The sequence below is a fragment of the Pseudomonas sp. LBUM1646 genome, from assembly GCF_059716165.1.
The window spans coordinates 3893547-3915600 of record NZ_CP166810.1 but is presented as its reverse complement, the minus strand read 5'-3'; the positions used below and the strand labels follow the sequence as shown (position 1 = coordinate 3915600).

General features: G+C 59.9%; 19 protein-coding genes. 15 read left to right on the top strand and 4 right to left on the bottom strand.

Translation table 11 applies throughout. The features are described 5' to 3' along the window. Positions 1–53: 53 nt before the first annotated feature. From rnhA to ACA071_RS17795, 4 genes are all read left to right on the top strand, one after another. A complete protein-coding gene (rnhA, locus tag ACA071_RS17810) occupies positions 54–506 on the top strand; it encodes a ribonuclease HI (RefSeq protein WP_497640351.1) in 453 nt (150 codons plus the stop codon). A gap of 189 nt (positions 507–695) precedes the next feature. Continuing rightward, positions 696–1454 carry a DNA polymerase III subunit epsilon gene (dnaQ, locus tag ACA071_RS17805; protein WP_497640350.1) on the top strand — a complete coding sequence of 253 codons (759 nt, stop codon included), beginning with the start codon at positions 696–698 and terminating at the stop codon, positions 1452–1454. Positions 1455–1654: 200 nt separating this feature from the next. Further along, complete coding sequence (locus ACA071_RS17800) at positions 1655–3910, top strand: Orn/Lys/Arg family decarboxylase (RefSeq protein ID WP_497640349.1); 2256 nt, start codon at positions 1655–1657, stop codon at positions 3908–3910. A gap of 14 nt (positions 3911–3924) precedes the next feature. Further along, positions 3925–4539: a GNAT family N-acetyltransferase gene (locus tag ACA071_RS17795; RefSeq protein WP_497640348.1), complete on the top strand. Its 615-nt coding sequence runs from the start codon at positions 3925–3927 to the stop codon at positions 4537–4539. On the opposite strand, the gene ACA071_RS17790 is transcribed toward ACA071_RS17795, so the two are convergent. Continuing rightward, entirely contained in the window at positions 4505–5398 is an 894-nt protein-coding gene (locus ACA071_RS17790; protein ID WP_497640347.1) for a LysR substrate-binding domain-containing protein, read from the bottom strand. The two genes, ACA071_RS17795 and ACA071_RS17790, sit on opposite strands and share 35 nt — an antisense overlap. An 88-nt stretch (positions 5399–5486) precedes the next feature. Then, positions 5487–5747: a hypothetical protein gene (locus ACA071_RS17785; protein ID WP_169369095.1), complete on the bottom strand. Its 261-nt coding sequence runs from the start codon at positions 5745–5747 to the stop codon at positions 5487–5489. A 176-nt stretch (positions 5748–5923) separates the two neighbouring features. On the opposite strand from ACA071_RS17785, the gene ACA071_RS17780 reads away from it, so the two are divergent. After that, positions 5924–6484, top strand: a complete 561-nt coding sequence (locus tag ACA071_RS17780) for an NADPH-dependent FMN reductase (RefSeq protein ID WP_133836173.1) — start codon at positions 5924–5926, stop codon at positions 6482–6484. Between the two features lie 96 nt (positions 6485–6580). Here ACA071_RS17780 and ACA071_RS17775 read toward each other — a convergent pair whose 3' ends face one another. Next, on the bottom strand, positions 6581–7249 hold the full coding sequence (locus tag ACA071_RS17775; RefSeq protein WP_497640346.1) for a TetR/AcrR family transcriptional regulator: 669 nt from the start codon (positions 7247–7249) through the stop codon (positions 6581–6583). A gap of 55 nt (positions 7250–7304) precedes the next feature. Here ACA071_RS17775 and ACA071_RS17770 point away from each other — a divergent pair, with 55 nt between their 5' ends. Together ACA071_RS17770 and ACA071_RS17765 are read left to right on the top strand one after the other, a co-directional pair. Next, a complete protein-coding gene (locus ACA071_RS17770; RefSeq protein WP_497640345.1) occupies positions 7305–8408 on the top strand; it encodes a DUF2855 family protein in 1104 nt (367 codons plus the stop codon). 103 nt (positions 8409–8511) lie between these two features. Further along, entirely contained in the window at positions 8512–9795 is a 1284-nt protein-coding gene (locus ACA071_RS17765; RefSeq protein ID WP_497640344.1) for an arsenic transporter, read from the top strand. Between the two features lie 33 nt (positions 9796–9828). Here ACA071_RS17765 and ACA071_RS17760 read toward each other — a convergent pair whose 3' ends face one another. Next, positions 9829–10779 (bottom strand): DUF1853 family protein, encoded by a 951-nt coding sequence (locus tag ACA071_RS17760; protein WP_497640343.1) that lies wholly within the window; start codon positions 10777–10779, stop codon positions 9829–9831. A gap of 105 nt (positions 10780–10884) precedes the next feature. Between ACA071_RS17760 and ACA071_RS17755 the strand changes: the two genes are divergently transcribed. From ACA071_RS17755 to ACA071_RS17720, 8 genes are all read left to right on the top strand, one after another. Next, positions 10885–11775, top strand: coding sequence for an NAD(+) kinase (locus ACA071_RS17755; protein ID WP_010459816.1), 891 nt, complete (start codon positions 10885–10887; stop codon positions 11773–11775). Next, positions 11772–12746, top strand: coding sequence for a metallophosphoesterase (locus ACA071_RS17750; protein WP_497645334.1), 975 nt, complete (start codon positions 11772–11774; stop codon positions 12744–12746). Before ACA071_RS17755 ends, ACA071_RS17750 begins: the two co-directional genes overlap by 4 nt. Continuing rightward, entirely contained in the window at positions 12743–13612 is an 870-nt protein-coding gene (locus ACA071_RS17745) for a rhomboid family intramembrane serine protease (RefSeq protein ID WP_497640342.1), read from the top strand. Before ACA071_RS17750 ends, ACA071_RS17745 begins: the two co-directional genes overlap by 4 nt. A 32-nt stretch (positions 13613–13644) precedes the next feature. Further along, positions 13645–13905 (top strand): YeaC family protein, encoded by a 261-nt coding sequence (locus ACA071_RS17740; protein ID WP_497640341.1) that lies wholly within the window; start codon positions 13645–13647, stop codon positions 13903–13905. Beyond that, positions 13902–14732 carry a DUF2797 domain-containing protein gene (locus ACA071_RS17735; RefSeq protein WP_497640340.1) on the top strand — a complete coding sequence of 277 codons (831 nt, stop codon included), beginning with the start codon at positions 13902–13904 and terminating at the stop codon, positions 14730–14732. The genes ACA071_RS17740 and ACA071_RS17735 overlap by 4 nt, the downstream gene beginning before the upstream one ends. A gap of 10 nt (positions 14733–14742) precedes the next feature. Then, the gene (gene pepN, locus ACA071_RS17730; RefSeq protein ID WP_497640339.1) at positions 14743–17400 is read left to right on the top strand and encodes an aminopeptidase N; all 2658 of its coding nucleotides are present in this window, start codon (positions 14743–14745) and stop codon (positions 17398–17400) included. Positions 17401–18575: 1175 nt separating this feature from the next. Next, positions 18576–19628 (top strand): WD40/YVTN/BNR-like repeat-containing protein, encoded by a 1053-nt coding sequence (locus ACA071_RS17725; protein WP_497640338.1) that lies wholly within the window; start codon positions 18576–18578, stop codon positions 19626–19628. A gap of 39 nt (positions 19629–19667) precedes the next feature. Then, a complete protein-coding gene (locus tag ACA071_RS17720; protein ID WP_497645333.1) occupies positions 19668–22043 on the top strand; it encodes an efflux RND transporter permease subunit in 2376 nt (791 codons plus the stop codon). Positions 22044–22054 lie beyond the last annotated feature (11 nt).

Sequence of the window (22054 nt, the reverse complement as noted above, 5' to 3'; positions counted from 1 at the left end):
GGCATCGTCGATCCTGGATCGGCGAGCCACCGCATTTTTCTGGATAGATTGGCATGAGCGATAGCGTAGAACTGTTCACTGATGGCGCCTGCAAAGGCAACCCCGGCCCCGGCGGCTGGGGCGCACTGCTGGTGTGCAAGGGCGTCGAGAAGGAACTCTGGGGTGGCGAAGCCAACACCACTAACAACCGCATGGAACTGATGGGCGCGATCAAGGGCCTGGAAGAACTCAAGCGTTCCTGCGAGGTGCTGCTGGTGACCGACTCCCAGTACGTGATGAAAGGCATCAACGAGTGGATGGTCAACTGGAAGAAACGCGGCTGGAAAACCGCGGCGAAAGAACCGGTCAAAAACGCCGATCTGTGGAAGCTGCTGGACGAACAGGTCAACCGCCACAAGGTCACCTGGAAATGGGTGCGCGGACACATCGGCCACCATGGCAACGAACGCGCTGACCAGTTGGCCAATCGCGGCGTCGACGAAGTGCGCGGTTATAAGCAGGATTGACCCCGCTGATCGTTCCCACGCTCTGCGTGGGAATGCATTCCGTGACGCTCCGCGTCACATCATATGCAGGACGCGGTGCGTCCGGGGCGGCATTCCCCCGCAGAGCGTGGGAACGATCACAACGGGTCCTCGCGAGCGTGTTAACATCGCCGTTTTTTGCACGATTGACCCGTTGAGAGCTGAGCACTGATGGCCACCAGATCCGTTGTACTCGATACCGAAACCACCGGCATGCCGGTGACCGACGGCCACCGGATTATCGAAATCGGTTGTGTCGAGTTGATCGGTCGGCGCCTCACGGGCCGGCACTTTCACGTTTACCTGCAACCAGATCGTGAGAGTGACGAAGGCGCCATCGGCGTCCACGGCATCACCAACGAATTTCTGGTGGGCAAGCCGCGCTTCGCCGAGGTGGCCGATGAGTTTTTCGAATTCATCAAGGGCGCGCAACTGATCATCCATAACGCGGCGTTCGACGTTGGCTTCATCAACAACGAATTCGCGCTGATGGGCCAGCAGGATCGCGCCGACATCACGCAGCACTGCTCGATCCTCGACACCCTGATGATGGCCCGGGAACGTCACCCAGGTCAGCGCAACAGCCTCGATGCCTTGTGCAAGCGCTATGGCGTCGACAACTCCGGCCGCGAACTTCACGGCGCTTTGCTCGACTCCGAGATCCTCGCCGACGTTTACCTGACCATGACCGGTGGCCAGACCAGCCTGTCCCTGGCGGGTAACGCGTCTGACGGCAACGGTTCCGGCGAAGGCGCGGACAACTCCGCCACCGAGATTCGTCGCCTGCCGGCCGATCGCCAGCCAACCCGGATCATCCGCGCCAGTGAAGATGATCTGGCGCAGCATTTGGTGCGTCTGGAAGCGGTGGCCAAATCCGCCGGTGCGCCGTCGTTGTGGCAGCAGTTGGTGGAAGCCAAGGCTCAAGCATAAAACCTTACAAGATCGCAGCCTTCGGCAGCTCCTACATAGACCGCATACCCCTGTAGGAGCTGCCGAAGGCTGCGATCTTTTGATTTTCGGCGTCGCCGTCATGCCCAAGGGCAAGGTGCCATCCTCGCCACATCCTCCTCAACCCTCTACCCTGAGGTGATTGGCGGGCCACGGTCTGCCGCCTCAGGACACCGAGCCCCATGTATAAAGATTTGAAATTCCCGGTCCTGATCGTCCACCGCGACATCAAGGCCGACACGGTTGCCGGTGACCGGGTGCGTGGCATCGCCCGGGAGCTGGAGCAGGAAGGCTTCAGCATTCTCAGTGCGGTGGATTACACCGAAGGGCGGCTTGTTGCCTCGACCCATCACGGCCTGTCGTGCATGTTGATCGCCGCCGAAGACGCCAGCACGAACTCTCATTTGTTACACAATATGGCCGAATTGATCGGCCTGGCGCGCGTGCGAGCGCCGGACTTGCCGATCTTCGCCCTGGGCGAGCAGGTCACCCTGGAAAACGCCCCGGCCGATGCCATGGCCGAGCTTAATCAGCTACGCGGCATTCTGTACCTGTTCGAAGACACCGTGCCGTTCCTCGCCCGTCAGGTCGCCCGGGCGGCGCGCAAGTACCTGGATGGTCTGTTGCCGCCATTTTTCAAGGCGTTGGTGCAGCACACCGCCGATTCCAACTATTCCTGGCACACCCCCGGCCACGGCGGTGGAGTGGCCTATCACAAGAGTCCGGTAGGGCAGGCGTTTCACCAGTTCTTCGGGGAAAACACCCTGCGCTCGGATCTGTCGGTGTCAGTGCCGGAGCTCGGCTCGCTGCTTGATCACACCGGCCCTCTGGCCGAAGCCGAGGCAAGGGCCGCGCGCAATTTCGGCGCCGATCACACCTTTTTCGTGATCAATGGCACCTCGACGGCGAACAAGATCGTCTGGCATTCGATGGTCGCCCGGGATGACCTGGTGCTGGTGGATCGCAACTGCCACAAGTCGGTGCTGCACTCGATCATCATGACCGGCGCCATCCCGCTGTACCTGTGCCCGGAGCGCAATGAACTGGGGATCATCGGCCCGATTCCGCTGAGTGAGTTCAGTCGCGAATCGATCCAGGCCAAAATCGATGCCAGCCCGTTGACCAAGGGCCGGGAACCCAAGGTCAAACTGGCGGTGGTGACCAATTCGACCTACGACGGCCTCTGCTACAACGCCGAGCTGATCAAACAGAACCTCGGCAATAGCGTCGAGGTCTTGCACTTCGACGAGGCCTGGTATGCCTACGCGGCGTTTCACGAGTTCTTCGCCGGGCGTTACGGCATGGGCACCTCGCGCAGTGAAGACAGCCCGTTGGTGTTCACCACCCACTCCACGCACAAACTGTTGGCGGCGTTCAGTCAGGCGTCAATGATCCACGTACAGGACGGTGGTGCGCGGCAACTGGACCGCGACCGTTTCAACGAAGCGTTCATGATGCACATCTCCACTTCGCCGCAATACAGCATCATCGCTTCGCTGGACGTGGCCTCGGCGATGATGGAAGGCCCGGCCGGGCGTTCGCTGTTGCAGGAAATGTTCGACGAAGCCCTGAGTTTTCGCCGGGCGCTGGCCAATCTGCGTCAGCACATTGCGGCGGATGACTGGTGGTTTTCCATCTGGCAGCCACCGTCGGTGGAAGGCATCACCCAGGTCATCACCGAAGACTGGCTGCTGCAGCCCGATGCCGACTGGCACGGCTTTGGCGGCGTGACCGATGACTACGTGCTGCTCGATCCGATCAAGGTCACGCTGGTCATGCCGGGCCTGACCGCTGGTGGCGCCTTGAGCGAGCGCGGGATTCCGGCGGCGGTGGTCAGCAAATTCCTCTGGGAGCGCGGGCTGGTGGTCGAGAAGACCGGGTTGTATTCGTTCCTGGTGCTGTTCTCCATGGGCATCACCAAAGGCAAGTGGAGCACGTTGCTCACCGAGTTGCTGGAGTTCAAGCGCAGTTACGACGCCAACGTCAGCCTGAATGCCTGCCTGCCTTGTGTTGCCCAGGAAAACCCGACGCGCTATCAGGGCATGGGCCTGCGGGATCTGTGCGATGAACTGCACGCCTGTTATCGCAGCAACGCCACGGCCAAGCACCTCAAACGCATGTATACCGTGCTGCCGGAAATCGCCATGAAGCCCGCCGACGCCTATGATTATCTGGTGCGCGGTGAGGTAGAGGCGGTGTCGATCGATGCCCTGGATGGGCGAATCGCCGCCGTGATGCTGGTGCCGTACCCACCAGGAATCCCGTTGATCATGCCCGGTGAACGCTTCACCGAGTCGACCCGTTCGATCATCGATTACCTGTCATTCGCCCGTACCTTCGACAGCAGCTTTCCCGGATTTGTCGCCGATGTGCACGGATTGCAACACGAAGATGAGGGCAATGGACGGCATTACACCGTCGATTGCATCAAGGAATGAGGACCTTTCCCAGTATGCAACCGGTCATGAATCCGAAATACCCAGGGCTGTCGGTGCGCGTCGCCGACGATGGTTTTGCGGCCTACATCTGGGGCAGCGATTTCAGTTTTGAAGTCGCCGCCTATGGGGCTGCTGAAATTGGTAAACCGGTGGCGCAATGGCCGGTGACGCCAATCACTCCTTATCGAAAGTGCTACGGCATCGATCCGGAAGAGTTCAGCAGTTTCCGCGATGCCGCCGACAGTGCGATTTTCATGGCGTATCTGGATGACGAACCAGTGGGCCACTTGGTGATCAGCACCAACTGGAATGGCTTTGCCCACATCGACGAACTGGCGGTGCATGCGCCGGCCCGGCGCCATGGTGTGGCCAAGTCGCTACTGGATGTGGCGCAGTTCTGGAGTCGCAAGAAGAAACTGCCGGGCATCATGCTCGAAACCCAGAACAACAACCTGGGGGCCTGCCGGCTCTATGAACGCTGTGGTTATCTGATAGGCGGGATCGATCATCTGCGCTATCGCGGCATCGATCCGAACACCGCCGAAGTGGCGCTGTTCTGGTATCGATTGTTCGATAACCCGCTGGAAAACCCGCTCAGCTCGCCATCATCGCCACGGCTTGTTCCGTGATGATCGCCAGCAACGCCTCAACGGCGGGCGTGGGCTCGGCGTTCTTCAAGGTCAGGGCGTAGAGGCTGATCGGCACGGCCGGCGCCAGCGGGCAGGCGTCGAGCCCGGACGACTTGGCGCCGAGGGCGGTGAAAGGGTCGACGATGGCCAAGCCCTCACCGGCCTCGACCATGCTGCGCATCATTTGATGAGTCTGGACGCGAGTCTGAATCACCAGGGCCGGGCGCAGCGCCTGCAATTTGGTCTCCAGCGCCGGGCTCAGCGGGTCGTGACCATCGAGGCCAACCATCGACTGACCGGCCAGGTCCTGCACCGACACATATTTCTGCTTGGGTTGCAGCCAGCCGTGGGGCGCCAGCAGCTGGAGTTTGCCTTGGGCAATCACCTGGCAATCGATGTCGGCGTGGTCGGGGTCGTGCAGGCTCAGACCCAGATCGCTTTCGCGCAGCAGCAGGCTACGGACGATCTCGCGGGTGGGTTGACTCAGGAGGGTGCACGGCGCATCGGGGAAATGTCGGCGCAGGGCCGCGATACTGTGGGGCAATAACTGTTGAGTCAGCGGCGGGGTGCCGATGACGCGAAGCGGTGGCGCCAGGTATTGCTTGAGGCTGTTGGCCAGACGCTGGACCGGCTCAAGGGCTTCATAGACGTGGGCGATCTCGACCTGCAACTCCCGCGCCTCGCGCGTAGCCTGCAAGCGGCCGCGCACGCTGGAAAACAGCATGAAGCCCAACTGACCCTCGGCGTCGCGCAAAATCCCTTCGACCTCGGTCACCGGCAACTGCAGCCATTCGGCAGCGGTGCCCAGGTGACCGGTCTGCAAGAGCGCCTGGATCACTTCGATATGACGTAAACGCATGCGTGAAGTCCATGTTCAGCAGGTGAGGGAGTCAGTGGCTGAATCCTAACTCAAGTGCGTGCATATGACTTCTGCTCATAACACAGGGTTATGAAGCGACGGTGGTTTCCGGCAGGCTACCGACGTAGGTGTCGGGTTCGCGAACGATGGTGACATCCGACTGAATCAACAGGAACTGGTTGTCGTCGAGCTTTTTGACGCGATCGCCAATGGCCAGCTTATAGGTGGTGACTGGCTCCGTGCCGCCAAGACCGTCTGCCGACGGGGTGGATTCCTGGAACTCATGCACGGAATAAACGCGGCCTTCCGCGTCTCTTGCATGGAACTGACCGACGAGTACTGCTGCCATCTGCTTAGAACCTCTGGAGATAAATCACTCAATTTGCGGTTCTGTAGACCGTGGTTGGGCGAGGTAAGTTTTCCTACAGGAAAAAAATAGTCAGGGGCGGCGATTTTCGCTCGCCCGCTGATTGAATCGTCATCTATAACTACAGGCTCTTTCCATCGGACAGTCGAGAATCTTCCATGAGCAACGTCTATACGATCGCCGTTGTGGTCGGCAGCTTGAGAAAAGAATCGATCAACCGCAAGGTCGCATTGGCCCTGGCTGATCTGGCGCCTGCCAATCTGAAATTGAACATCGTCGAAATTGGCGACTTGCCACTCTACAACGAAGACATCGATGGCGCTTCACCGCCGGCAGCCTACAGCACTTTCCGACAACAAGTGAGTTCATCCGACGCAGTGCTGTTTGTAACCCCGGAATACAACCGTTCCGTGCCGGCGCCGTTGAAGAATGCGATTGATGTCGGATCGCGTCCTTATGGCAAGAGTGCCTGGAGCGGCAAGCCGGGAGGCGTGATCAGTGTATCGCCAGGCGCCGTTGGCGGTTTCGGGGCCAACCATCACTTGCGTCAGTCCATGGTGTTTCTCAATGTGCCGTGCATGCAGCAGCCGGAAGCTTATCTCGGCGGGGCCGGGACGGCGTTTGACGAGGCGGGCAAGTTGTCCGAATCAGTGAAGCCGTTTTTGCAAAGCTTCATCAATGCCTACGGGCAATGGGTGGAACAACACAAAAAAGTCTGACAAATGACCTGTAGGGGCGAAGCTTGCTCGCGAAGGCGTCGTTACATTCAACATCAATGTTGAGTGACATACCGCCTTCGCGAGCAAGCTTCGCTCCTACAGGGGGGCAGGGCGCTCAAGCAATCGGCTACAAATCATCGTCTCCATTTCCGACAACCAGGCGGCGGTTTGCTCCGTCGTCGGCTGCACCGCCACGCAATACCGCCGACCACCCCAGGCCATGATCACCCAGGCATCAATAGTTGTTTGCGACGGTTGTGTGGGCAAGTCGGCGCATGCAGCAAAGGCTTCACGCCATTTTTGCGACAGCTCCTGAAACAACCGCCGATGGTGTTTGGGTTCGGTGAACTGGTGTTCGATCACAAACACTTCATGGTTGAACAGCGGTTGTCGCGCATCATTCGGCTCGCAGGTCAGGCGGATCAAGCGTTTGATCCGTGTTAGCCAGTCCAGGTCGTTGGTCTGTACGACCTGTTCGTCCAGATGCTGTAGCAGTTCATCCAGAGAATGCCGGACATAACCCGACAGCAAGGCTTCCTTGCTCGGGAAATAGTCGTACAAGGTGCCAATGGCCACGCCCGCTTCCAGCGCCACTTGGCGGGTGGTCAAGCCTGACCAGCCGTTGCGCTGCCAAATCCGAACAAACGCCTGATAAATCGCCTCCACAGTGAAGATCGCCCGCGCCTGACTCGGGCGTTTCAACGGCTTGGCGCGGGAGTTGAGGCTGGGCGCGCGGTCTTTGGTGTTTCCGAACCCGCTCTTCATGGGCAGCAACTACTCTGGTACTTCCCGCCACTTACTCGCAGCAGGAGTCTGAAAGATGCAAAGCCCGATCACGGTAACACGGCTCATCACCCGCAAAAACGCCTTTGACCAGAGCCGGATCGAGCAGGAACAACGCAGCCTGATTCCGGCGCCCGGCGAAGTTATCCTGAAGATCGATCGCTGTGCGTTGACCACCAACAACATTACCTACGCCGCGTATGGCGATTCGATGAACTACTGGGGGTTCTTTCCTACAGGGTTGACGGGATGGGGCCACATCCCGGCCTGGGGATTTGCCGACGTCGTGGCGTCGGATGTCGTTGGCATCAAGGTTGGCGAGCGCTTTTACGGTTACTTTCCGATTGCCAGCCATCTGTGGATGCGCCCGGACCGGGTTGCCGAGCGCGGTTTCTACGATGCAGCTGAACACCGGCAAGCGTTGACCTCGGCCTACAACCAATACACCCGTTGCAGTTGGGATTCGTATTACACGCCAGACACTGAAAACCTGCAGATATTGCTCAAGCCGCTGTTCCTGACGTCGTCGATGTTGGCGGACTTCCTACAAGACAAAGAGCTCTTCGGCGCAACCCGTGTGGTGTTTTCCAGTGCTTCGAGCAAAACCGCTTACGGCACTGCGGTGTGCCTGGAAAACAATCCCGACCTGGAACGGGTAGCCCTGACCTCTACCGCTAACAAGGCCTTTGTCGAAACGCTGGGTTGTTACGAGCGCACCATGTCCTACGCGGAGTTGGGTAGCCTGGCGAATGATCGTCCGACGCTGTATGTGGATTTTTCCGGCGACCTCAAGTTACGTGACCAGGTGCATCAGCATTTTGCCGATCGATTGGTCTACAGCTGTTTCGCCGGTTCCGCCCAGAGCACCGATAAGGCGCAGTTGAGCGCTATCTCAGGGCCGCAGCCGGTGTTCTTTTTTGCACCGATCCAGATCCGCAAACGCAATATCGAATGGGGCCCGGAACAGGTCAGCCAGCATATTGGTGGAGGATTACAGCGGTTTTATGGGTTGCTGACGGCGACATCCACGCCATTGCTGGAGGTGGTTGAGAATGAAGGTTATGAAGCGGCGCAACGTGTAATATCGCGGCTGTTTCATGGGCAGGTTGCGCCGGGCGAGGGGCATGTCATCAAGTTGTAATTGCTGACCCAACGGTTTTTTGTATTCCCCCACGGAATTATCGTCCCGGCCATTCACTCTGTTGCATGTCCCCATCCCGATTGTCTGTTCAAGGCTGCTGTGCATGCTCATCGCGTCGTTGATTTTCCTGCTGACCATCACCCTGGTGATCTGGCAGCCAAAAGGCCTCGGCGTCGGCTGGAGCGCGGTGTTTGGCGCGGTATTGGCGCTGATTTTCGGGGTGGTTCACCTGAGTGACATCCCGCTGGTCTGGCAGATCATCTGGAACGCCACCGGCACCTTTGTCGCGCTGATCATTATCAGTTTGCTGCTGGACGAAGCCGGGTTCTTTGCCTGGGCCGCATTGCACGTGGCGCGCTGGGGCAAGGGCAGTGGACGCAAGCTGTTTGCGTTCATGGTGTTGCTCGGGGCACTGGTATCGGCGTTGTTTGCTAATGACGGCGCGGCGCTGATCCTCACGCCGATTGTGATTTCCATGCTGCTGGCGCTGCGCTTTTCACCCGCCGCGACCCTGGCCTTTGTGATGGGCGCCGGGTTCATCGCCGATACCGCGAGCCTGCCGCTGGTGGTGTCGAACCTGGTGAACATCGTCTCCGCCGACTTCTTCCACATCGGTTTCAACCGCTATGCGGCGGTGATGATTCCGGTCAACTTTGTTAGCGTCGCCGCCACGTTGGCGATGTTGATGTGGTTCTTCCGCAAAGACATTCCCAAGGCCTACGACCCCGAGCAACTGGAAGACCCGGCCACGGCGATCCACGACAAAGCCACGTTTTATGCCGGTTGGGCGGTGTTGGTGATTTTGCTGGTCGGTTGCTTCGCCCTGGAGCCGCTGGGCATTCCGATCAGCGCGATTTCCGCGGTGTGCGCGGCCTTGTTACTGGGCATCGCCGCCCGTGGCCACAAGATTTCCACGCGCAAGGTGATGAAAGAAGCGCCGTGGCAAATCGTGATTTTTTCCCTCGGCATGTACCTGGTGGTCTACGGCCTGCGCAACGCCGGGCTCACCGACTACCTGGCCGGTTGGCTGAACGGCTTTGCCAGTTACGGCGTCTGGGGCGCGGCCATGGGCACCGGCGTGTTGACAGCGCTGTTGTCGTCGATCATGAACAATTTGCCGACGGTGTTGATCGGCCTGCTCTCCATCGATGCGAGCCAGGCCACGGGCGTGGTCAAGGAAGCGATGATCTACGCCAACGTCATCGGCAGCGACCTTGGGCCGAAAATCACTCCGATTGGCAGTCTGGCGACGTTGTTGTGGCTGCATGTGCTGGAACGCAAGAACATCAAGATTGGCTGGGGTTACTATTTCAAGGTCGGGATTGTGCTGACGGTGCCGGTGTTGTTGGTGACGTTGGCGGCGCTGGCGTTGCGGTTGTCCATTTAGACCGGGTTGGCGTCCACCCAGGCGCTACATCGTTTAACCATTACCCGGCACATTCGGCCAAAGATCCGCCACCAGAAACAACCGCTCGGCCTCTTCCCAATCCCCACTGGCATTCTCGGTCAACCGCACCATCAACTGCGCCGGGGCCAAAGGCTCCAGCTCACTGATCCACGCATCCAGCTGTTCAGTGCTCCAGGTCTGCTCCGCCGGATAATGCGCCGGCGCCAGCCAGGCATGGCGGGGCAGGGGTTGCCAGCGACCGGCGGGCCGCTGCAGGACAAAGTCCGCCCAGTCCTTCTGATGCAGCCAGCTGCCGCGCAGATGCTGCGGATGAGCGCCGCTTGGCGAGTCAGACTGCCCCGGCCACGGATACAGCAGATAACCACCCAGCCACAAATGCGCACTGAACTGCTGGATATCCAGCGCCGCCAGCACTTCACGGCTTTCCGGTCGCGCGGAAATCGGCAATTGATGCTGGCTCAAGTGCGCCAGTTTGCGGTCCAGCCGATCATGACAGCCGGGGCCGAGCCATTGGGCGGTGTCGTGTCCATCGCCATTTTGCGGGCCGAGGTAGAGTTTGATCGCCAGCTCCAGGTGATGCACGCCATCGCGATCACGCAGCAGCATGTCCAGCTCACCGAGGGTATGACCTTCGCGGCGGATCGGCAGGTTGGCGGCGATCAGCTCGATGCCCGGCGCATGCCGCACCGCATATTGCCAAAGGCGTTCGTAATACAGCCCCAGACGCCGGGTCCGCGACTGCGCGAGCCAGTGCAGCAAGTCATAACTGTCACGATCCAGTTGTCGCAACCAGCGTTCCAGGCCTTCCGGCGCCTGTACCCAGTCGCTGCCGGTCAGCGGATGACGCTGCGGCCACGGCGGTTCGCCGAGCATGGGCGGTGCGAGGATGACCCACGCCAGGTCGCGCACTTCCGGGTGGCGCAACTGGTGGGGTAACTGGAGCAAATCCGGGAATAAGATCATTCTGCGAGCATAGCCTCTTAAGTCATGGCTTAAAGGATTTTGTCTATCCCGCGCTTTCGCCCATAATCGTCGCTTTAGCCCGACGCAGAACCTCGCAGGAGCCCCATGGAGCAATTTCGTAATATCGGCATCATCGGTCGCCTGGGCAGTTCGCAGGTGCTGGATACCGTCCGCCGACTGAAACGGTTTCTGCTCGATCGTCACCTGCACGTGATCCTCGAAGACACCATCGCTGAAGTCCTGCCGGGCCATGGCCTGCAAACCTCGTCGCGCAAGATGCTCGGCGAAGTCTGTGACATGGTGATTGTGGTCGGCGGTGATGGCAGTCTGCTCGGCGCCGCTCGTGCGCTGGCCCGGCACAATATCCCGGTGCTCGGCATCAACCGCGGCAGCCTGGGCTTTCTGACCGATATTCGCCCCGATGAGCTGGAAGTCAAAGTCGCCGAAGTGCTCGACGGCCACTATCTGGTGGAAAACCGCTTCCTGCTGCAAGCCGAAGTCCGCCGCCACGCCGAGGCCATCGGTCAGGGTGATGCGCTGAACGACGTGGTGCTGCACCCCGGCAAATCCACGCGAATGATCGAATTCGAGCTGTATATCGACGGCCAGTTCGTCTGCAGCCAGAAGGCCGACGGCCTGATCGTCGCCACGCCGACCGGTTCGACCGCTTATGCACTCTCTGCTGGTGGCCCGATCATGCATCCCAAGCTCGACGCTATTGTGATTGTGCCGATGTACCCCCATACCTTGTCAGGCCGGCCAATTGTGGTCGATGGCAACAGTGAGCTGAAAATCGTCGTGTCCAAGGATATGCAGATCTACCCGCAAGTCTCCTGTGATGGGCAGAACCATTTCACCTGCGCGCCGGGCGACACCATCACCATCAGCAAAAAAGCCCAGAAGTTGCGGCTGATTCACCCCCTCGACCACAACTACTACGAAGTGTGCCGGACCAAACTCGGCTGGGGCAGTCGGTTGGGTGGTGGAGGCGACTGATGCTCGATCCCGCGCGTAGCTACGACCTGATCGGTGACGTGCACGGTTGCGCTCTGACCCTTGAGCACTTGCTCGACCGGCTCGGTTATCACAAACAGGGTGGTGTCTGGCGGCATCCGTCGCGTATGGCGGTGTTCGTCGGTGACATCATCGACCGCGGCCCGCGCATTCGCGAGGCGCTGCACATCGTCCACGACATGGTCGAGGCCGGTCAGGCGCTGTGCATCATGGGCAACCATGAATTCAACGCCCTTGGCTGGAGCACCCCGGCGCCGCCCGGCAGCGGCAAGCAGTTCGTGCGCGAACACACCCCGCGCCACGCCCGGCTGCTGGGAGAAACCCTGACCCAATTTGAAGACTATCCGGGCGACTGGCATGACTTCCAGCAATGGTTCTACGACCTGCCCTTGTTCGTCGATGCCGGACGTTTCCGCGTGGTGCACGCCTGCTGGGATTCGGGTCTGATCGAACCGTTGCGTGCGCTGTTCCCCGACGGTTGCGTCGATGAGCACTTCCTCCAGGCCTCGGCCGTGCCCGGCAGTTTTGCCTGCACGGTGTTCGATCGCCTGCTGCGCGGCACCGACATGCGCCTGCCCGATGGCCAGACCATGACCAGTGGCGATGGCCTGACGCGTTCGTTCTTTCGCACCAAATTCTGGGAAGACGACCCGCAAACCTACGGAGACATAGTGTTCCAGCCTGATGCCTTGCCTGAGCCGGTGGCGCGTACGCCACTGTCGTCCACCGAGAAAACCACCTTGCTGCGCTACGGTGTCGACGAACCGTTGTTGTTCGTCGGCCACTACTGGCGCAGCGGCAAACCGACGCCGATCCGACCGAATCTGGCCTGCCTCGATTACAGCGCGGTGCTGTACGGCAAACTGGTGGCCTATCGTCTGGATCAGGAAACCCGTCTCGACCCGCATAAATTTGTCTGGGTCGATGTCGAACGGCCGGAGGCGTTGCAGTGACGACTATTGCGGTATTGCGTCTGCCCCTGACGGTGGACTTGAGCGGTTTCGTCAAACTGCTGCAGCGCATGCAAGTGCCCCATCGCGTCAGCGAAGAGGCGGGCGAGCAGGTGCTGTGGGTGCCGGCCAACATTAGCGAAGACGTGCGTTCGCTGTACGAACGCTTCCCGGCGGGCGATCCCGATCAGCAGCTGGACATTCCGGTGGCGCAGACAATGCGCCGTCCGGGTTTCGTCGAACAGTTGCGCCACAGCAAGGCGACTGCGGGCATTCTGCTGCTGTGCCTGATTGTCGGCGCGGTGACGGTGCTGGGTGAAAACCTCAACACTCTGCACTGGTTCACCTTTCTCGACTTCCGCGTGCCCGGCGACTACATCGAGTTCACGCCCCTGGCCGATGGCTTGGCGGCGGGGCAGTGGTGGCGCCTGGTGACGCCGATGCTGATCCACTTCGGCTTCCTGCACCTGGCCATGAACGGCATGTGGTACTGGGAACTGGGGCGGCGCATCGAGGCGCGGCAGGGCAGCATCAACCTGATCGGCCTGACGTTGCTGTTCAGTCTCGTCTCCAACTACGCCCAGTACTGGTTCAGCGGCGCGACGTTGTTTGGTGGTTTGTCCGGCGTGCTCTACGGCCTGCTCGGGCATTGCTGGATCTTCCAGTTGCTGTCGCCGAACCCGGCCTATCGCCTGCCGCGCGGCGTGTTGGTGATGATGCTGGTCTGGCTGGTGTTGTGTATGTCCGGGCTGATCTCGATGATCGGCTTCGGTGAAATTGCCAACGCGGCCCACGTCGGCGGGTTGCTCATCGGATGCTTTACCGGTTTGTTGGGTGGTTTGTACAACCGTCGTAAACTCGCCGTCTAAATAGTTATGTCAATAAAGAGCGCGGAGACCTGATGTCCTCTTTTAACGAAATGATCAAAAACATCACCCCGGATATCTACCAGAGCCTGAAGCTGGCGGTAGAAATCGGCAAATGGTCCGACGGTGGCAAACTCACCGCCGAGCAGCGCGAACTGTCCCTGCAAGCGATGATCGCCTGGGAACTCCAGAACCTGCCCGAGGAGCAGCGCACCGGCTACATGGGCCCGCAGGAATGCAGTTCCAAGTCGATCAGCGTGCCGAATATCCTGTTCAAGTCGGATGCCATCCATTGATCGAGATTGGCCGCGGTGCAATCAGCAAAATGTCGGCACGCCTGGACGGGCCGAACGTGCAGTACGCTTTTCGTCTGGGCGACACCGAGATACCGGTTAATCCATTGATCGGCACGACGGTGCGTCTGGAGTACCTGGGGGCGATTTTCTGCTCCCATTGCGGACGCAAGACCAAAACCAGTTTCAGCCAGGGTTACTGCTACCCGTGCATGACCAAACTGGCCCAGTGTGACGTCTGCATCATGAGCCCGGAGCGTTGCCACTTCGACGCCGGCACCTGCCGTGAGCCGGAATGGGGCCAGACGTTCTGCATGACCGATCACATCGTCTACCTGTCCAACTCGTCGGGGGTGAAGGTCGGGATTACCCGCGCCAACCAGATGCCGACCCGCTGGATCGACCAGGGCGCTCGTCAGGCGCTGCCGATCATGCGCGTCTCGACCCGTCAGCAGTCGGGTTTCGTCGAAGACCTGTTCCGTAGCCAAGTGGCTGACAAGACCAATTGGCGTGCTTTACTCAAGGGCGACGCGGTGTCGGTGGACCTGGCCGAGGTTCGAGATCAACTGTTTGATAGCTGCGCCGAAGGTTTACAAGGTTTGCAGGAACGATTTGGACTACAAGCAATCCAGACTATTGCCGATGTAGACGTCCTCGAAATCCGCTATCCGATCGAGCAATACCCGGCCAAGATCGTCAGCTTCAACCTGGACAAGAACCCGATTGCCGAAGGCACGCTGCTGGGGATCAAGGGCCAATACCTGATCTTCGACACCGGCGTGATCAATATTCGTAAATACACGGCCTATCAGCTCGCCGTGCATAGTTAAGGACTCCAGCATGCGCACCGAACAACCGAAGATGATCTACCTGAAGGACTATCAGGCGCCCGAGTACCTGATCGACGAGACGCACCTGACCTTCGAGTTGTTCGAGGACCACAGCCTGGTCCATGCGCAACTGGTGATGCGCCGCAATCCCGAGCGTGGCCCGGGCTTGCCGCCGCTGGTGCTGGATGGCCAGCAGCTTGAGTTGCTGTCGGTCACCCTGGCCGATAGCGAACTGACCGCCGCCGACTACCAGTTGACCGAGAACCACCTGACCCTGCACCCGGCCAGTACCCGTTTCACGGTCGATACCAGCGTCAGGATCCACCCGGAAACCAACACCGCCCTGGAAGGCCTCTACAAATCCAGCGGCATGTTCTGCACCCAGTGCGAGGCCGAAGGCTTTCGCAAGATCACCTATTACCTCGACCGTCCGGACGTGATGAGCAAGTTCACCACCACCGTGGTCGCCGAGCAGCACAGCTACCCGGTGCTGCTGTCCAACGGCAACCCGATTGCCTCAGGCCCTGGCGAAGACGGCCGGCACTGGGCGACTTGGGAAGACCCGTTCATGAAACCGGCGTACCTGTTCGCGCTGGTGGCCGGTGATCTGTGGTGTGTCGAAGACACCTTCACTACCATGACCGAGCGCTCCGTGGCGCTGCGCATCTATGTCGAGCCGGAAAACATCGACAAGTGCCAGCACGCCATGAACAGCCTGAAAAAGTCGATGCGCTGGGACGAAGAGGTCTACGGTCGCGAATACGACCTGGACATCTTCATGATCGTCGCGGTCAACGACTTCAACATGGGCGCCATGGAGAACAAGGGCCTCAACATCTTCAACTCCAGCGCCGTGCTGGCCCGGGCCGAAACCGCCACCGACGCCGCGCACCAGCGGGTCGAGGCCATCGTTGCCCACGAATACTTCCACAACTGGTCGGGTAACCGCGTGACCTGCCGCGACTGGTTCCAGTTGTCGCTGAAGGAAGGCTTCACCGTGTTCCGCGATTCCGGCTTCTCCGCCGACATGAACTCGGCCACGGTCAAGCGCATCCAGGACGTCGCGTACCTGCGTACCCACCAGTTCGCCGAAGACGCCGGCCCGATGGCCCACGCCGTGCGCCCGGACAGCTTTATCGAGATTTCCAACTTCTACACCTTGACCGTGTACGAAAAGGGCTCGGAAGTGGTCGGCATGATCCACACCTTGCTCGGCGCCGACGGCTTCCGCAAAGGCAGCGACCTGTACTTCGACCGCCACGACGGCCAGGCCGTGACCTGCGACGATTTCATCAAAGCCATGGAAGATGCCAACGGTGTTGACCTGACCCAGTTCAAACGCTGGTACAGCCAGGCTGGCACGCCGCGCTTGGCAGTGAGCGAGTCTTACGACGCCGCCGCGAAAACCTACAGCCTGACCTTCCGCCAGAGTTGCCCGGCCACCCCGGACAAGGTTGAAAAACTGCCGTTCGTGATTCCGGTTGAATTGGGCCTGCTGGATTCCAAGGGTGCGGCAATTGCGCTGCGTCTGTCTGGCGAAGCTTCGGCACAGGGCACTTCTCGGGTCATCTCGGTGACTGAGGCTGAGCAGACCTTCACCTTCGTCGACATCGCTGAGCAACCGTTGCCTTCACTGCTGCGCGGTTTCTCCGCTCCCGTGAAATTGAGCTTCCCGTACAACCGCGACCAACTGATGTTCCTGATGCAGCACGACAGTGATGGCTTCAACCGCTGGGATGCCGGTCAGCAGTTGTCGGTACAGGTGCTGCAAGAGTTGATTGCCCAGCAACAGAAGGGCGAGAAACTGGTGCTGGATCAGCGCCTGATTTCGGCATTGCACACTGTGTTGACTGACGAGACGCTGGATCAGGCCATGGTCGCGGAAATGCTGTCGCTGCCGGGTGAAGCCTATCTGACCGAAATCAGCGAAGTGGCTGATGTCGACGCGATCCACACTGCTCGTGAGTTCGTGCGCAAGCAACTAGCGGAAAACTTGTTCGAAGCGCTGTGGCTGCGTTATCAGGCTAACCGCGACCTGTCGAAGAAAACCCCATACGTGGCCGAGGCCGAGCATTTCGCCCGTCGCGCATTGCAGAACATTGCGCTGTCGTACCTGATGCTCAGCGGTAAGCCTGAGGTGTTGGCGGCGACGCTGGAACAGTTCGAAACTGCCGATAACATGACCGAGCGCCTGACGGCGTTGGCGGTGTTGGTCAACTCGTCGTTCGAAGATGAGAAAGCCACGGCCCTGGCCAGTTTTGCCGAGCACTTCAAGGACAATCCGCTGGTCATGGATCAGTGGTTCAGCGTTCAGGCCGGCAGCACCTTGCCGGGTGGTTTGGCGCGGGTTCGGCAGTTGATGGAGCATCCGGCGTTCAACATGAAGAACCCGAACAAGGTGCGGGCGCTGGTCGGCGCGTTTGCCGGGCAGAACCTGATCAACTTCCATGCGGCTGATGGCAGCGGGTATCGCTTCCTGGCGGATCTGGTGATTGAGTTGAACGGGTTTAATCCGCAGATTGCTTCCCGGCAGTTGGCGCCGCTGACGCGCTGGCGCAAGTATGACGACGCTCGTCAGGCGTTGATGAAAGGTGAGCTGGAGCGGATTCGTGGTTCGGGTCAGCTGTCCAGTGATGTGTTTGAAGTGGTCAGCAAAAGCCTGGCTTGAGTTTGGCCTGGTTCCTTCAGGGGTTCACTCGAATCCCTGTAGGCGCGAGGCTTGCCCGCGATGGCGGTCTTCGGGTCGACCTGTTTTTTGGATTGAGTACATATCCATTCCTGCGGTAACGGCCACTTAGGGTTTCGCCCTTACGGCGACTCACTTTTTTTTCAAACGCCAAAAAAAGTAAGCAAAAAAAGGCTCGCCCCGGCGTCCGGCCCCTCGTTTAGGCTCGGCGTGCCTTCGTTCCGGTATCCATCTGGGGGCATCGCCTCCGGTCGGCTTCGCTTCGACCTCCTCTCGATGTGTTCGACTTCGTCGAACGGCGCTTCGCGCCTCCCCCCCAGATGAACACCTCCACTCAGCCTCCCGAAGGGGCGGGTAGATCAAGATCAAGATCAAAAGCCAAAGCCAAAGCCAAAGCCAAAGCCAAAGCCAAAGCAACGGCAACGGCAACGACAAGATTGATCGTTCCCACGCTCCGCGTGGGAATGCCGCCGGGGACGCTCTGCGTCCCGCTGTCGACGCAGGCTTGAGCCCTGCGCACTGTGGTGACGCAGAGCGTCACGGGATGCATTCCCACGCGGAGCGTGGGAACGATCAGGTGATCAGGTGTACGTGCACATATCCAGAGTTCAGGCCGGCCGGTCGGCCGCCTCGCTTTTGATGTTGACGCACCGCCCCCTCGAGAGGCCGAGTGGAGGTTCTGCGCAGTGGGCAACCCGGCATGGATGCCGGGTTAGCCGCCCCCGGCCATGAATGGCCGATGGCGGCGGGCCCACGGAGCAGGACCGGAGCGAGGGCATGCCGAGCCTGGGCGAGGCACCGAACGAAAGGGGCAAAAGCGCTTTGGTTACTTTGGGGCTTTTCCAAAGTGACTCGCTGTAAGAGCGAAACCGCCAGTGGCCATGACCGCAGGAGTGGATATTCACACAAACCCACGAAACCCAAATCACCCCACCTGATACCCAATCATTCACCCACAACCCATACCCCTCCAGTTAACAAAACATAACGTGGCGTCGATTGTCAGACCTTTCCAAAGCCCGATAGGATAAGCCAGCTTCCGAAGGGGCTCTAGATTGCAGGTTTCAGGACTATGCTCCAACCAGTCAATCACCACGAGCACCCTTACGGCGCCCTGAAAGGTTGAACGACCTAACAATAATAATGGGGGAAGGTCTATGAGTGAGCCTGTCATGGGTGTGGGTATCTGCCGCCCGCCGGCACTACGCAAGTTCGCGTTGCTGGCTACAGCGCTCTCGCTGTTGGGCTGTGCCGCGTTGTCGGCACCGGTGCTGGCCGCCGACGCGCCGGCAGCCGATGCCGTTTATTCCGTTGAATCCGCCAAAGCCGCCAAAAGCCTGATGCTCGATGTCGTCCACGCCGGCAAACGCCTGGTGGCGGTCGGGGATCGCGGGCACATTTTGTATTCCGATGACCAGGGCACGACCTGGACCCAGGCCAAGGTGCCGACCCGACAACTGCTCACTGCGGTGTTTTTTGTCGATGACAAACACGGCTGGGCGGTGGGTCATGACGCGCAAATTCTCGCCAGCGAAGACGGCGGCGTCACCTGGACCAGGCAATTCGAAGACCTGAAACGCGAATCGCCGCTGCTCGACGTCTGGTTCAAGGACGTCAACAGCGGCTTTGCCGTGGGCGCGTATGGCGCCTTGCTGGAAACCACCGACGGCGGCAAAAACTGGGAAGACGCCAGCGACCGTCTCGACAACGAAGACCAGTTCCACCTCAACGCCATCACCGCAGTCAAGGATGCCGGGCTGTTCATCGTCGGCGAGCAGGGCAGCATGTTCCGCTCCGCCGATTGGGGCCAGACCTGGGAAAAGCTCGAAGGTCCGTATGAAGGTTCGTTGTTCGGCGTCATCGGCACCGCTCAACCCAATACGCTGCTGGCCTACGGCTTGCGCGGCAATCTGTTTCGCTCCACCGATTTCGGCACCACTTGGGAGCCGGTCGAGCTGAAGGCCGCGCGCGGCGCCCTGGAGTTCGGCCTGTCCGGCGCCACGCTGCTCGACGACGGCTCCATCGTGATCGTCGGCAATGGCGGCTCGGTGGTCAGCAGCAGCGACAACGGCGAAACCTTCACGGTGTTCAACCGACCGGACCGGATTTCCGTGTCATCGGTGACTGCCGCAGGTAACGGCAATCTGATTCTGGCAGGACAGGGCGGCGTTCGCGCCACTTCGCCAACCGGCGCCGAGCTGGGCAAATAAGCCGGGCCACATAATAAGAAGGGCGGAGACATGACATCCATGACAAGTCATCACCAAGACAAGGCGACGTTTCTCGAACGCCTGATTTTCAATAACCGCCCGGCAGTGATCGTCATCTGCCTGTTGGTGAGTATTTTCCTGTTCTGGCAGGCGACGCTGATCCGGCCGTCCACCAGTTTCGAAAAAATGATCCCGCTCGAGCATCCGTTCATTCAAAAGATGATGGAGCACCGCAACGATCTGGCGAACCTCGGTAACACGGTGCGGATCTCCGTTGAAGCCACCGACGGCGACATTTTCTCCAAGGAGTACATGGAGACCCTGCGCCAGATCAACGACGAAGTGTTCTACATTTCCGGTGTCGACCGTTCCGGCCTCAAGTCGTTGTGGAGCCCGAGCGTGCGCTGGACCGAGGTGACGGAGGAGGGCTTCGCCGGTGGTGAAGTGATCCCGCAGAGCTATAACGGCTCCCAGCAAAGCCTCGACCTGCTGCGCAACAACGTGCTCAAGTCCGGCCAGGTCGGGCGTCTGGTGTCCAACGACTTCAAGTCGAGCATCGTCGACATCCCGCTGCTGGAGTCCTACCCGGACCCGCAGGATCAGGGCAAGTTGCTGGCCCTGGACTACCGCAAGTTCTCCCATGAGCTGGAAGATAAGATCCGCGACAAGTTTGAAAAACAGAACCCCAACGTGCAGATCCACATCGTCGGTTTCGCCAAGAAAGTCGGCGACCTGATCGATGGCCTGGTCATGGTGGTGATGTTCTTCGGCATCGCCTTCGTCATCACGCTGATCCTGCTGTACTGGTTCACCAACTGCATGCGCAGCACCGTGGCGGTGTTGAGTACAACGCTGGTGGCGGTGGTCTGGCAACTCGGGTTGATGCACTTCTTCGGCTTCGGGCTCGATCCCTATTCGATGCTGGTGCCGTTCCTGATCTTCGCCATCGGTATTTCCCACGGCGTGCAGAAAATCAACGGCATCGCCTTGCAATCCAGCGAGGCGGACAACGCCCTGACCGCTGCGCGACGGACCTTCCGGCAATTGTTCCTACCGGGGATGATCGCGATTCTCGCGGATGCGGTGGGCTTCATCACGCTGCTGATCATCGATATCGGCGTGATTCGCGAACTGGCCATCGGCGCGTCCATCGGCGTGGCGGTGATCGTGTTCACCAACCTGATCCTGCTGCCGGTGGCGATTTCCTACGTCGGCATCAGCAAACGTGCGGTCGAGCGCAGCAAGAAAGACGCGCACCGCGAGCACCCGTTCTGGCGCCTGCTGTCGAACTTCGCCAGCCCGAAAGTCGCACCGATCTCCATTGCCCTGGCCCTGATCGCCTTCGGCGGCGGCCTCTGGTACAGCCAGAACCTGAAAATCGGTGACCTCGACCAGGGTGCGCCGGAATTGCGTCCGGATTCGCGCTACAACAAGGACAACAACTTCATCATCAGCAACTACTCCACCAGTTCCGACGTGTTGGTGGTGATGGTCAAGACCAAGGCCGAAGGCTGCTCGCGCTACGAAGCCATGGCGCCGATCGACGAGCTGATGTGGAAGATGCAGAACACCGAGGGCGTGCAGTCGGCGATCTCCCTGGTGACCGTGTCCAAGCAGATGATCAAGGGCATGAACGAGGGCAACCTGAAGTGGGAAACCCTGTCGCGTAACCCGGACGTGCTGAACAACTCCATCGCCCGGGCCGATGGGCTGTACAACAACAGCTGCTCCCTGGCGCCGGTGCTGGTGTTCCTCAACGACCACAAGGCTGCAACGCTGGATCGCGCGGTGCATGCGGTGCAGGACTTCGCCAAGGAAAACAACAAGGACGGCCTGGAGTTCATCCTCGCCGCCGGTAACGCCGGGATCGAAGCGGCGACCAACGAAGTCATCAAGGAGTCGGAGCTGACGATCCTGATCCTGGTGTACATCTGCGTCGCGACCATGTGCATGATCACCTTCCGTTCCTGGGCAGCGACCTTGTGCATCGTGCTGCCGCTAGTGCTGACCTCGGTACTCGGCAACGCCCTGATGGCCTTCATGGGTATCGGCGTGAAAGTGGCGACCCTGCCGGTGGTGGCGCTGGGTGTGGGGATTGGCGTGGACTACGGCATCTACATCTATAGCCGACTGGAAAGCTTCCTGCGTGCCGGTTTGCCGTTGCAAGAGGCGTACTACCAGACGCTGAAGTCCACCGGTAAAGCCGTGCTGTTCACCGGTCTGTGCCTGGCCATTGGCGTGTGCACCTGGATCTTCTCGGCCATCAAGTTCCAGGCCGACATGGGCCTGATGCTGACCTTCATGTTGCTGTGGAACATGTTCGGCGCACTGTGGCTGTTGCCAGCACTGGCAAGGTTCCTGATCAAACCGGAAAAACTGGCGGGGCAGAAGGGCAATTCGTTGTTTGCACACTGACCTTCAGCGCT